Raw genomic sequence first — 13,158 nt, 5'->3', positions numbered from 1 at the left:
AGGCGATATGACCCTAACCGAATTCATCTTTGGCCGCCTGACATGGGCCGCCATCCCGATCCACGAGCCGGTGCTGGTGGCAACATTCATCGGGGTCGCCGTGCTCGGCACGGCGGTTCTGGCAGCCATGACGTATTTCCGTCTCTGGGTGCCGCTCTGGAAGAACTGGGTCGTCAGCATCGACCACAAGAAGATCGGCATCATGTACATGGTGCTGGGAACGATCATGCTGCTGCGCGGCTTCGCCGATGCGGTGATGATGCGGATCCAGCAGGTCTGGGCCTTCAACGGCTCCGAAGGCTATCTGAACGCGCACCACTACGATCAGGTCTTTACGGCGCACGGCGTCATCATGATCTTCTTCGTCGCGATGCCGTTCGTGACCGGTCTGATGAACTTCGTCATGCCGCTGCAGATCGGCGCGCGCGACGTGGCCTTCCCGTTCCTGAACAACTTCTCGTTCTGGATGACGGTCGGCGGCGCGGTGCTGACGATGATCTCGCTCTTCGTCGGTGAATACGCGCAAACCGGCTGGCTGGCCTTCCCGCCGCTGTCGGGGATCGGGGCATCGCCGTCCACGGGTGTCGATTACTACATCTGGGGTCTGCAGGTGGCCGGTGTCGGTACGACGCTGTCGGGCATCAACCTTCTGGTGACCATCATCAAGATGCGCTGCCCGGGCATGACCATGATGAAGATGCCGATCTTCTGCTGGACCGCGCTCTGCACCAACATCCTGATCGTCGCATCCTTCCCGGTCCTGACGGCCGTGCTGGTTCTGCTGACGCTCGACCGCTACATCGGGACCAACTTCTTCACCGCCGATCTGGGCGGGAACCCGATGATGTATGTCAACCTGATCTGGATCTGGGGCCACCCGGAAGTGTACATCCTGATCCTGCCGCTCTTCGGGGTCTTCTCCGAGGTGACGTCCACCTTCTCGGGCAAGCGGCTGTTCGGCTACACCTCGATGGTCTATGCGACGATCGTCATCACCATCCTGTCCTACATCGTGTGGCTGCACCACTTCTTCACGATGGGGTCGGGGGCGAGCGTGAACTCCTTCTTCGGGATCACGACGATGATCATCTCCATCCCGACGGGTGCGAAGATCTTCAACTGGCTGTTCACCATGTATAAGGGGCGCATCCGGTTCGAAGCGCCGATGATGTGGACCATCGCCTTCCTCGTGACCTTCACGATCGGCGGGATGACGGGCGTGCTTCTGGCTGTGCCGCCGGCCGACTTCGTGCTGCACAACTCGCTGTTCCTGATCGCGCACTTCCACAACGTGATCATCGGCGGCGTGGTGTTCGGGGTGTTCGCGGGCGTCAACTACTGGTTCCCCAAGGCCTTCGGCTTCCGTCTCGATCCGTTCTGGGGCAAGGTGTCGTTCTGGGGCTGGGTGCTGGGCTACTGGTTCGCCTTCACCCCGCTCTATGTGCTCGGCCTGATGGGCGTGACGCGGCGGATGCGGGTCTTCGACGATCCCGACCTGCGCATCTGGTTCGCCATCGCCGCATTCGGCGCCGCGCTGGTCGCGGTGGGCATCGGGGCCTTCCTGATCCAGATCGCCGTCTCGATCCTGAAGCGCGATCAGCTGCGCGATGTCACGGGCGATCCGTGGAACGGCCGCACGCTGGAATGGGCGACCTCTTCGCCGCCCCCCGCCTACAACTTCGCGTTCACCCCGGTGGCCTACGAGGTCGATGCCTGGCATGACATGAAGGCGCGCAACTATCAGCGTCCGGTGTCCGGCTATGCCCCGATCCACATGCCCAAGGGCACCGAGGCGGGCTTCATTCTCGCCGGGTTCGCCACGGTCTGCGGCTTTGCCCTGATCTGGTACATCTGGTGGCTTGCGGCGCTGTCCTTCGTGTCGATGATCGGCTACGCGATCTATCACACCTACAACCGGGACCGTGACTTCTACATCCCGGCCGAGGAGGTCGCAAAGACCGAGGACGCCCGCACCAAGCAACTCGCGCAGGTCTGAACCATGAGCACTGTTACCTTGCCCAAAGACGGCGCCTTCCACCTCGCGGAGGAGCCGCACCACCCCGAAGGCGCCAGCACCATGCTGGGCTTCTACATCTACCTGATGAGCGATTGCCTCATCTTCGCGGTCCTCTTTGCGACCTATGCGGTTCTCGGCGGCTCCTTTGCCGCCGGGCCCGGCCCGAAGGAACTGTTCGATCTGGACCTCATCGCGATCAACACCGCGATGCTGCTCTTCTCGTCGATCACCTACGGCTTCGCGATGCTGGCGATGCAGAAGCACAACAGCCGTCACGTCATCGGCTGGCTGCTGGTCACGGCGCTCTTCGGTCTCGCCTTCCTCGGAATCGAGATCTACGAGTTCCACCACCTGATCCACGAAGGTGCGGGTCCGCAGCGTTCGGCGTTCCTGTCGGCCTTCTTCCTGCTGGTCGGCACGCACGGTCTGCACGTCACCTTCGGCACGCTGTGGCTGGCCACGCTGGTCCTGCAGGTGCGCAAGTTCGGCCTGACCTCGGACATGCAGCGGCGGCTGAGCTGCCTGAGCCTGTTCTGGCACTTCCTCGACGTCATCTGGATCGGCGTCTTCACCTTCGTCTACCTTGTGAGGATGATCTGACATGGCCCATCACGCCCATGCCGACGCACATCACGACCACCACGGCGACGGTCATTCGCACGGCTCGTTCAAATCCTACATGACCGGCTTCGTGCTGTCGGTCATCCTGACGGTGATCCCGTTCTGGATCGTCATGTCGGGCGGGTTCGAAAATCCGACGACCACGATCCTGACGGTGACCGGCTTCGCCATCGTGCAGATCATCGTGCACGTCATCTACTTCCTCCATGTCACCCCCACCTCCGAGGAGGGCTGGACCCTTACCTCGACGGTGTTCACGCTCGTCGTGGTCGGGATCATGGTGTCGGGCTCCGTCTGGGTCATGTTCAACATGAACGCCAACATGATGCCGAACCACAGCATGACCGTCTCCGGCGTGGAGCAGGGTCAGGGCATGGGCAGCGGCGCCCCGGAAAACCCGGAGTCGGAGTAACGATGGCCAGCACCGAGACGCGGCCCCGATCGGCGGGAACGCTGGCCGTTCTCGGGCTTTTGGCGGCAGCGGGCGTGGTCCTGCTGCTCGCCCTCGGCGTCTGGCAGGTCCAGCGCCTGCACTGGAAGACGGACCTGATCGCCCGCGTGGATGCGCGCGTTCATGCGCGCCCCGTCGCAGCGCCGCCGCCCTCCGAATGGGCCGGCATCAACCGCACCGACGACGAATACCGCCGGGTGGAGGTGACGGGCACCTTCCGCAACGCCGATGCCGTGCTGACGCAGGCCGTCACCGATCTGGGCGCGGGCTTCTGGGTGATGACCCCGCTGGAGACAGCGGATGGCACCTATCTCATCAATCGCGGCTTCGTGCCGGCCGAAACCCGGGACGACTATGCCCGCCCCGAGGGCGAGCAGACGGTGACGGGCCTTCTGCGCATCACCGAACCGGATGGCGGCTTCCTGCGCAGCAACGATCCCGAAGGCGGGCGCTGGTTCTCGCGCGATGTCGCGGCGATCGCGGCGGCGAAGGATCTCGGCCCGGTCGCCCCCTTCTTCATCGATGCCGAGGATGCGGGGCAGGGCGCGCCGGTGGGCGGGCTGACGGTGATCGCGTTCCGCAACCATCACCTCAACTATGCCATCACATGGTTCCTGCTGGCGGCAGGCCTGCTGGCGGCCAGCATCTATGTCGGGGTTCATGAATGGCGACTGCGCCGCGGCTGAGCCCCGATCTGACCGATGGGCGCAACCTGAGCCTTCTGGTTCAGTTGCGCTGGATCGCCGTGCTCGGCCAGATCGCCACCATCTCGGTCGCCAGCATGGTGATCGGCGTCGTCCTGCCGCTGGCGCCGATGATGCTGGTTCTGGCGGTGCTGATCGTGATGAACCTGATCAGCCGCACCCGGTTCCGCGCATGGCGATGGGCCACCACGCTGGAGATGGTGGTCGATGTCGTCGCGCTGACGACGCAACTGGCGCTGTCGGGCGGGGCGACCAATCCGTTCATCATCCTCTATCTTCTTCAAGTAACGCTGTCGGCCGTGCTGCTGCCGCGCCGCATCACATGGGCGCTGGTGGGGCTGATTTGCCTCTTCCTCGCGTTGCTGATCCCGCTGCATCTGCCGCTGCTGCTCCCGCCGGGGATGGAGCTGTTTCCGATCTATGTCACAGGCATGGTGGTGGGGCTGATCGTGGACGCCGTGCTGATCGCGGCCTTCGTCACCCGCATCACCGGCAACCTGCGCGACCGGACCGAACGGCTGAGCCGGATGCAGCAGCGCACCATGGAGGACGAGCATATCGTCCGCATGGGCCTCTTCGCCTCGGGGGCGGCGCATGAACTGGGCACGCCGCTCGCCTCCATCTCGGTGATCCTCGGCGACTGGCGCCATGCGGCCAGCGATCCCGAACAGCGCGAAGATATCGCGACGATGCAAAAGGCGGTCGATCGCTGCAAGGCGATCGTGACCGGCATCCTGATGACCTCGGGCGAGGTGCGCGGCGAATCGCCCCGGCCGACGACGGTGCAGAACTTCGTCGAGGATCTGGCCAACGATTGGGCCGATCTGCGGGATTTCGAGGGGCTCGTCCTGCAGAACAGTTTCGAGCCGGACATGCCGATCGTCCTCGATGCCACGCTGAAGCAAATGCTGATGAACGTGCTCGACAACGCGCTAGAGGTGTCGCCCGACTGGGTGGGCCTTGACGCAAGGCGGGTTGCGGACGATCTGCTGTTGGTGGTCCGCGATCACGGCCCCGGTTTCGCGCCCGAGATCCTGTCCGAGATCGGCCGCCCCTATCGCAGCACCAAGGAACGTCCGGGCCGCGGCCTCGGCCTGTTCCTGACGATGAGCGCGGTGCGCAAGCTGGGCGGCGATATCACGGCGGTGAACGGCGATGCGGGGGCCGAAGTGCGGGTGCGCCTGCCGCTCATCTCCATGGCGCTGAGGAAGAAAGATGTCTGAAGGTCTGATCCTGCTGGTCGAGGACGATGCCGATTTCGCGGCCACGTTGAAGCGCAGTCTGGAAAAGCGCGGCTTCGATGTCGTGACCGCCTCCGGCCCCGACGCGCTGCCCGAGGTGCTGGCCGAGCATCACCCCACCCATGCGGTGGTCGATCTGAAGCTGAACGGCGGATCGGGCCTCGTCTGCGTGGACGAGCTGCACCGCCGCGATCCGGGGATGCTGATCGTGGTGCTGACGGGCTTTGCCAGCATCGCTACCGCGGTGGAGGCGATCAAGCTCGGGGCCTGCCATTATCTGACGAAGCCGTCGAACACCGATGACATCCTCGACGCCTTTCGCCGCGGCACGGGCGATCCGGGCGTGGCGGCCGCCAGCCAGCCGACCACGATCAAGACCCTCGAATGGGAGCGGATCCACGAGACGCTGGTTGCGACCGATTTCAACATCTCCGAAACGGCGCGGCGTCTGGGGATGCACCGCCGCACCTTGGCCCGCAAGCTGGAGAAGTGGCAGGTCCGCTGACGGTCTTTGCAAGGCCCCGATTATCTTCTAAGCACAGGGACGAAGGCCCCGCCGGGGCCGCAGACCGGGGTGATGCCTGCCGATGACAGAACCGCGCGCCGAGAGCCGTCGCCCCACGACCCTTTCCGGAGAACAGGACACGATGACAGACGCTTCCCTGTCCGTCGCCGCCTCGCATTACGCGGGCGCCCATGCCGCGGACGTGCCGATCCGTTCCGAGATCGAGAAGGCCGTCGCCATCTACGAACGACGCTTTCCGCATCACGCCATCCGGTTCATCCTGTCGCAGGGCATGGACCCGGTCTATGGCCATCCCGACATCATCCACGGCCCGATCGTGCTGGAGCCGCATCTGCTGTCGGCCGACACCTTCGGCATCATCGAACGGGGATCGTCCTCTCCCGACGCGCCGCGCCTCACGGTCCGTCTGGCCTTTCCGCGCAAGGCGACGCCGCTGGAACGCAAGGTCAGCGATCCCGACTGGGCCCCGCGGGGCAAGCTGCGCCATCTCTATCGCGCTTCGCCCATGATGTACGAACGCCTGCGCCACTGGCACGAACGCCGGCAGGAGGCGCGGAGCACCGGCCATTCGTGGCGCAGCCTGCCCTTCACCGGCTTTGCCCCCGATTACTCCGCCCCGGCGCCCGCCACGGCGGATGGCCGCCCCGCCATCCTGATCGCCATGCACTGGCTGGAAACGGGCGGCGCGGAGAAGCTGGCCTTCGACTGCGTCCGCTGGGCGCGCGATCTGGGGCTGCGCATCTTCGTCGTCGCAGGCAATCGCAGCCTGCAACGGATGGAGGGCAAGCTTGGCGAGGATGTCACCTTCCTTCGCCTCGACCGCTATCTGCCGCCGCATGAATGGCCGCTCTATCTGGAACGGCTGATCCGCGAGGAGAATATCGGCCTGATCCATATCCACCACTGCACCCCGGTCTATGCCGCGCTGGCGCATCTGCGCGTGACGACGCCGTGGGTCAAGGTGATCGACAGCACGCATATCATCGAATACGCCGATGGCGGGTTCGCCCGCATCTCGGGCGTGTGGTCGAACTATATCGACATGCATCACGTCATCAGCGACCAACTGGCGCGGATGTACCGCGAGCGGTTCCACACCGGCCCCAAGATCCGTCTGGGCCGCATGTTGGACCGGGCGCACAGCGTGACGCCCGCCACGCCCAACATGGCGGCGCGGCAGACGAACCTGACCGTGACCTTCGTCGGCCGTCTCTATTATCAAAAGCGCCCGATCACCGTGGTGCTGGCGATGAAGGCGCTGGCCGATTGGGCGCGCGGCGCCGGGGTCGTTCCGGCGTTCCACATGGTCGGCGAGGGGCCGTTCGGTGCCGCCTGCCTGCGCCTGATCAACCGCCTCGGCCTGCGCGAGATGGTGACCCTGCACGAAGCCGGGACCGATGTGCCGGCGCTGCTGGCGAAGAGCGACATCATGATCCTGCCCTCGGCCAACGAGGGGCTGGCGCTGGTCTGCTATGAGGCGATCGAGCAGGGGGCCATCCCCATCTCCACCCGCGTCGGCGCGCAGGACGAGATCCTGCCCGACGCGCTTCTGGTGCCGCGCGATCCGCAGCAGGCCTGCCGCGGCATCGTGGCCGCCGTGCGCCGCCTGTGGGAAGATCAGGCCCATCTCGATGCGCAGGCCGCCCAGCTGCGCGACCGCTACGCCGCCCTGTCCGCCGATCCGACGGCCGAGGAGGTGATCAAGGACTTCTATCAGCAGGCGCTTGCGCCAAAGGAGCCGGCATGACGCTGAAATCCACCACCGCCGCCGTCATCGTCACCTTCAACCGCTCGGCCAAGCTGATGAAGGTGATCGAGGCGCTTCAGAACCAGACGGTCCGCCCGGACGTGATCTATGTGGTGGACAACGCCTCCACCGACGATACGGCCGAACGCGTGGGCGCGATGACCGACCCGTCGATCCGGCATGTGCGCCTGCCCGAGAATATCGGCGGCGCGGGCGGTTTCCATGCGGGCATGAAGATCGCTTATGAGCAGGGGGCGAACTACCTCTGGATCAGCGACGACGACGCCTATCCCGAACCGGACGCGCTGCAAAAGCTGATCGATGCGCTGACGGGGTTCGAGGCGTCCTATGGCTGGCGTCCCAGCTTCGCCTGTTCCAACGTGAAATGGATCGACGGCTCGCATTGCGAGATGAACACCCCCGGCACCGTCTGGGACTGGCCGCGCTTCTACACGGCCGAAACGCCGTGGACGCTGGTGCGCTCTTGCTCGTTCGTGTCGGCGCTGATCCCCCGCTGGGCGGTGGCCGAGCATGGGCTGCCGATCAAGGACTATTTCATCTGGTATGACGACGCCGAATACACGCAGCGCATCGCGCGGTCCTATCCCGGCATCTTCGTGCCGGACAGCCTCGTGATCCACGACACGCCGGACAATGCGGGCGTGAATTACGGCCTCATCACCGAAAAGAACATCTGGAAGTTCCGCTACGGCGCGCGCAACGAAACCTCGTTCCGGCGCCGCGAACAGGGCTGGCCGGGTGTCGCGCAATTCGCGTGGCAGGTGTACCGCCAGATGCGGGATGGGCAGGTGACCAAGCCGCTGCGCCGCCAGATCTGGAAGGCCGTGTGGCAAGGCACCACCTTCCAGCCGCAGATCGAGCGGGTCTAGCCCTTCTTCTTGGGGCCGGCTGCGGCGCGGCTGGCCTCGATCTCCATCAGCCCCTCCACGAAGGGGCGCAGGACCATCTCCATCATGACATCGCCCGAAGAGGGCAGCGCCAGATCGGCCACCGGCGCATCCGCCGCGGGCATGGGTTCGAGGAACAGCGTGTCGCGGCCGAAGCGGCGGCGGGCCAGCGCATCGTTGCCTGCGGCATAGCCGGCCATCAGCGCCGTGCGGTCCTTATGCGTCAGGATCAGCTGCGGCAGCTTCATCGCGCGCACGGTCCGGTCGGCCTGCGCGAAGGCGGCCACCAGATGCTGGCGGAAGGCCTGCGTGGTGCGCGTCAGGGGAAGCTGGCGCATCACCTCGCTGATCTGGGGCGTCATGCTGCCGTTCTGGCGCGGCGCATCGCGCAGGCCGGACATGTCGGACAGCCCCATCGCGCGGCAGAAGGTGCCAGCCACCCCCTCGGGCATGGACTCCCGCTCGAACACGAAGAGGTTGATGTTCTCGGCGCCGAACTGCTTTTCCAGCCGCCCCACGAAGGCGTCGTAGTCGATCCAGTGGAACTCGCCCCGGTCGCGGATGAAATCGTCGAAGGTCTTGTTGGCCAGCTGCGCGTCCCACTGGCCCTTCACGTTCTGCGACCACCAGCTTTCGAGCCAGAGATCCTGCCGACGCAGCGCATAGATGATCTTCACATCGAAATGGCGGCCAAGGCGCGCCAGTTTCGACAGATCGTGCCGCTTGGCCACATCCTCGTCGCTGAGGACGATGGAGTGAATCGTCTCGGGATGCGATTCCGCGCGGCGCGTCAGATCGGCCGCGAAATCCTCGGGGGAGACGCGCCCGTTCAGAAGGCCGTTCAACTGGTCCATATGCCGGCCGGTCCCGAAGGGCACGAGATAGCCCTTCGCCTTCAGCGGCGCATGGTTCGCGTTCAGAAACGCTTGGATCGAGGTCGTCGCGGTGCGATGTGCGCCGATATGGACATAGAGCGTGCGCTTGTCCTCCTGCGGCACGCCGCTATCCGTCTTGGTCCAGAATGGCACGGGATCGCTCTCCTGTCCGATATGTCAGCGGTTGGCATAACGCGCGCGGGGGTCTGCCTCAAGCGGTCTTTCCTAGAGCAGGAAATCGCTCGCCGACAATGTGCTCAGGTGTGACAGTAGGATTTCCATGTCCATGCGCCCGTCGCCGTTGATGTCGATGCTGGCCAGCACCCCGCGGGCGTGATCGGCCACGCGCACCTCGCCATGGCCATCCGCAGAGAAGGCCTTGGTCCCCAGAAAGGCGAAGGCCTGATCGCCCTTGAGGGCCGCATCTGCGTCGATGGGGCGCAGGTCGATATGGTCGGTGCCGCGGCTGAAATCGGTGATGGTGTCGGGCTTGCCCTTGGCGCTGTCGGAGGCGCGTTGAAAGACGAAGACATCCGCGCCGGTTCCCCCCGTCAACGCATCCACGCCCGTGCCGCCGATCAAGGTGTCGGCTCCGGCACCGCCGAACAGGGTGTCGTTGCCCGCGCCCCCCTCCAGCCAGTCGTTGCCGTTTTCGCCATAGAGCTTGTCGGTGCCGTCCTGCCCCAGAAGCGTATCGGCCGATCCGCCGCCATAGAGCGTGTCCTTGGCGCCGCCGCCCTCCAGCCGGTCGCGCCCGGCGCCGCCATAGAGCAGGTCGTTGTTCGCCCCGCCATAGAGCTTGTCGTTGCCGTTATCGCCCCAGAGGCTGTCATTGCCGTTCTCGCCATAGAGCTTGTCGTTGCTGGAGCCGCCATAGAGCTTGTCGTTGCCATTGCCCCCCTGAAGCAGGTCGGCGCCGTTGCCGCCCCACATCCGGTCGTTCCCGGCGCCGCCATAGAGGACATCCGCGCCCGCCGCCCCCACGAGGCTGTCGGCCCCGGCATCGCCGCGCAGGGTATCGTCGCCATTCTCGCCGCGCAGGGTGTCGTTGCCGTTGCCGCCCTGCAGCAGATCGCGGCCATTCCCCCCCGAGAGCGAATCGTTGCCGTTCTGCCCCCAGAGCGTGTCATCCCCGCTGCCGCCCCAAAGGGAATCGTTCCCCGCCCCGGCCCAGAGGACATCCTTGCCGTCCCCGCCATAGATCCGGTCCGCGCCATTGCCGCCATAAAGCTCGTCCCCGCCGCCGCCGCCTTGGATCAGATCCTTGCCGTCATTGCCCCAGAGCGTGTCATCCCCGCCAAAGCCCATCAGCGTGTCGGCCCGCCCGCTGCCCACCAGACGATCCTCGGCGGAGGATCCGCGCAGCGCCGTCAGCCCGCCCGGCACATTGGTCGAAGGGGGCAGGTCCGGCAGGACGGGCGGCAGATGCGACATATCCACCAGATCCGAAAGCGACAGTTGCGCCGCTTTGATCGTCTTTCCGGTGGAGGAGAGCACCTGAAGCACCTCCTTGCCGTAGGTGATGGTGATCCCGTTCGATTTGGAGGCGAAGGTCAGTTGATCGAGGCTGCGGATCAGCCCCCAAGCCGACAGGTCGATCCGATCCTTGCCCAGTTCGAACCCCGAGATCGTATCGGCGCGCCCGTCCGAGGCCATGACGAAGACATCCGCCCCCGCGCCGCCCTTCAGCGTCTGGCTGCCTGCGCCATCCATCAGGATGTCATCGCCCGTGCCGCCCGACAGGACGGCGGCGGTGCCGCTGATCAGCTTGCCGCTCGGCAGCGTCGCGTGCAGCCGCGTGACCCCGCCCTCGGTCGAGGTGACATAGACATCCAGCCCGTCCCCTGCCGCCTGCGCCGCGATCCCATAGATGCCCTGCAATCCCATCGCATCCGTATCGGCCAGCATCCCCGCCGACAAAAGCCGACCGTCCGGCAGCAGCCGCAGCAGCGACAGCCCCCCGTCATCGCCCCCCGTCAGCACCCAGACCGCGCCCTGCGCCTGCACCACCTCCAGCGCGGTGGCACCGCCGAAGCGGGTGTTCTGATCGTCGAGCACATGATCGCGCACGGTCAGGCTGCCGCTGCTCCCGATCTGCACCACCGTGAGGGAGGAAGAGCCGGCGGCCGCGACGATGGCGAAGGTCTTGCCGTCGAGGGCGGCCGTGGCGAGGGCGGTCGGTGCCTGCACCCACAGTCCTTGGGCCGAAGACAGGCTTGCCCGTTCGGTCAGGGCGGCATCCGCGCCCATGCTCCAGAGCTTCAGGATGGGGGCCGCGCCGTCGCCCAGCGTCAGGATGTAGTCCTTTCCGCCGATCTCGGTCGCGGCCACGGCGGTCACCGCCTGCGCCCCGGTCTGCCCGATCGCCGAAGAGACGAGCTTGCCCGAGGCGTCGAAGATCAGCGTTCCGATCCCGTCCGTTCGGGCCAGCCCGCCGATGACGGCGATGCGCCCGTCATCCAGCGTGACGGCGGCGGCATGGGTCAGATCGTTGCCCTTCAACGCCTTGGGCGCGCCCAGCGACAGGGGGGTGGCGAGCGCGCCGTCGCTGCGCATCAGGCGCAGGAACAGCCCCCCCGTGCCGCCACCGCCATAGAGCAGCGCGCCATCCCCGATGGGCAGGTAGACGAGATCGGCCGCGACCCCCGCTGCGTCCGACCGCCCCTGCGGCAGCGGCGCGGACAGGGCATCGAGCCCCTTGGCCAGCGACCATCCCCGCACCGACCCGCCATAGCGGGTGCTTGTATAGAGCACGGCATCCGCGCCCGTTTCCACGAGCGTCATCGCCACGAACAGGTCGGATCCGTCGCCCGCCGTCTCCCGGTCGATCAGCTTCCACATGACGCCCCACTTGCGACATTGCCTCGCACCATATGGCGCTGGCCGGGGCCACTTCCGGTCGAAACCGGGGCAAGTGGATGGCGAACCCGCCGGTTTTTCGTCAAAGCCGTGGCGTTTCCGTAATCTTCCGGTAACGCTCTGCCGCCCGGTCAAGTCCGGGCTTGCGCCGCGCCCCCCCGCGCGGCAACAGAGGATCAAAGGCCAAGGAAGGGACATCGACATGGCGCAGCACGTTCTGGTCACGGGGGGCGCGGGTTACATCGGCGCGCATGCCTGCAAGGTTCTGAAGGCGGCGGGCTTCGTTCCGGTGACTTTCGACAACATCTCCACCGGCTGGGAAGAGGCTGTGAAGTTCGGCCCGCTGGTCCGGGGCGATCTGATGAACCGGCCCGAGATCGACGCCGCCCTCGCGCTTTATAAGCCCGTTGCGGTGATGCATTTCGCGGCGCTGTCGCTGGTCGGGGAATCGATGAAGGACCCGGCGACCTATTGGCGGGTGAACGTGAACGGCGCGCTGAACCTTCTGGAGGCGACGGTGGCGGCGGGCATCCGCAACTTCGTCTTCTCCTCCACCTGCGCGACCTATGGCGATCAGGACGGCGTGCTCCTCGACGAGGGGACGCCCCAACGCCCGATCAACGCCTATGGCGGATCGAAGCTGGCGATCGAGGAGATGGTGCGCAACTTCGGCCCCGCCCATGGCCTGAACAGCGTGATCTTCCGCTACTTCAACGTCGCCGGGGCCGATCCCGAGGCCGAGGTGGGCGAGCAGCACACCCCCGAGACGCACCTGATCCCGCTGATGCTGGATGCGGTGGCAGGCAAACGCCCGGCGCTGACGGTGTTCGGCACCGATTACGACACCCGCGACGGCACCTGCGTGCGCGATTACGTCCATGTCATGGATTTGGTGGACGCGCACGTCCTGGGCCTGAAATGGCTGCTGAAGGGCGGGGAGAGCCGGGTCTTCTGCCTTGGAACGGGCAACGGATTCTCGGTCCGGGAGGTGATCGAGGCTTCGCGCACCGTCACCAATCGGGACGTGCCGGTGGTCTTCGGGGATCGGCGCGCGGGCGATGCAGTGACGCTGGTCTCCGGCTCCGAGGCGGCGATCCGCGATCTCGGCTGGAACCCCGCCCGCTCCACCCTGCGCGACATGATCGGCGATGCATGGCGCTGGGCACAGGCGGAACCCTTCCAACGCTGACCGATAACGGATTGATCCCC

11 protein-coding genes are annotated in these 13,158 nt (G+C 65.9%); 9 read left to right on the top strand and 2 right to left on the bottom strand.

Going from position 1 to position 13,158, the window contains the following annotated elements; genetic code table 11:
* Positions 1-7 precede the first annotated feature (7 nt).
* From cyoB to GR316_RS07330, 8 genes are all read left to right on the top strand, one after another.
* Positions 8-1,996, top strand: a complete 1,989-nt coding sequence (cyoB, locus tag GR316_RS07365) for a cytochrome o ubiquinol oxidase subunit I (RefSeq protein ID WP_211783321.1) — start codon at positions 8-10, stop codon at positions 1,994-1,996.
* 3 nt (positions 1,997-1,999) lie between these two features.
* Positions 2,000-2,617, top strand: coding sequence for a cytochrome o ubiquinol oxidase subunit III (gene cyoC / locus GR316_RS07360; protein ID WP_211783320.1), 618 nt, complete (start codon positions 2,000-2,002; stop codon positions 2,615-2,617).
* Position 2,618: 1 nt separating this feature from the next.
* The gene (gene cyoD, locus GR316_RS07355; protein ID WP_211783319.1) at positions 2,619-3,050 is read left to right on the top strand and encodes a cytochrome o ubiquinol oxidase subunit IV; all 432 of its coding nucleotides are present in this window, start codon (positions 2,619-2,621) and stop codon (positions 3,048-3,050) included.
* 2 nt (positions 3,051-3,052) lie between these two features.
* A complete protein-coding gene (locus GR316_RS07350) occupies positions 3,053-3,775 on the top strand; it encodes an SURF1 family protein (RefSeq protein WP_211783318.1) in 723 nt (240 codons plus the stop codon).
* Positions 3,754-5,016 carry an ATP-binding protein gene (locus GR316_RS07345; protein WP_211783317.1) on the top strand — a complete coding sequence of 421 codons (1,263 nt, stop codon included), beginning with the start codon at positions 3,754-3,756 and terminating at the stop codon, positions 5,014-5,016. Before GR316_RS07350 ends, GR316_RS07345 begins: the two co-directional genes overlap by 22 nt.
* A complete protein-coding gene (locus GR316_RS07340; protein WP_211783316.1) occupies positions 5,009-5,539 on the top strand; it encodes a response regulator transcription factor in 531 nt (176 codons plus the stop codon). Before GR316_RS07345 ends, GR316_RS07340 begins: the two co-directional genes overlap by 8 nt.
* A 142-nt stretch (positions 5,540-5,681) precedes the next feature.
* Complete coding sequence (locus tag GR316_RS07335) at positions 5,682-7,307, top strand: glycosyltransferase (protein WP_211783315.1); 1,626 nt, start codon at positions 5,682-5,684, stop codon at positions 7,305-7,307.
* Complete coding sequence (locus GR316_RS07330; RefSeq protein WP_211783314.1) at positions 7,304-8,197, top strand: glycosyltransferase family 2 protein; 894 nt, start codon at positions 7,304-7,306, stop codon at positions 8,195-8,197. The genes GR316_RS07335 and GR316_RS07330 overlap by 4 nt, the downstream gene beginning before the upstream one ends.
* Here the strand turns inward: GR316_RS07330 and GR316_RS07325 are convergent.
* Complete coding sequence (locus tag GR316_RS07325; protein WP_211783313.1) at positions 8,194-9,243, bottom strand: hypothetical protein; 1,050 nt, start codon at positions 9,241-9,243, stop codon at positions 8,194-8,196. The two genes, GR316_RS07330 and GR316_RS07325, sit on opposite strands and share 4 nt — an antisense overlap.
* 72 nt (positions 9,244-9,315) lie before the next feature.
* Positions 9,316-11,931: a calcium-binding protein gene (locus GR316_RS07320; protein ID WP_211783312.1), complete on the bottom strand. Its 2,616-nt coding sequence runs from the start codon at positions 11,929-11,931 to the stop codon at positions 9,316-9,318.
* Between the two features lie 220 nt (positions 11,932-12,151).
* On the opposite strand from GR316_RS07320, the gene galE reads away from it, so the two are divergent.
* Positions 12,152-13,138 (top strand): UDP-glucose 4-epimerase GalE, encoded by a 987-nt coding sequence (gene galE, locus GR316_RS07315; protein WP_211783311.1) that lies wholly within the window; start codon positions 12,152-12,154, stop codon positions 13,136-13,138.
* Positions 13,139-13,158 lie beyond the last annotated feature (20 nt).

This window comes from Falsirhodobacter algicola (assembly GCF_018279165.1).
Classification (GTDB): domain Bacteria; phylum Pseudomonadota; class Alphaproteobacteria; order Rhodobacterales; family Rhodobacteraceae; genus Falsirhodobacter; species Falsirhodobacter algicola.
This window is presented reverse-complemented; position numbering and strand designations above follow the sequence as displayed.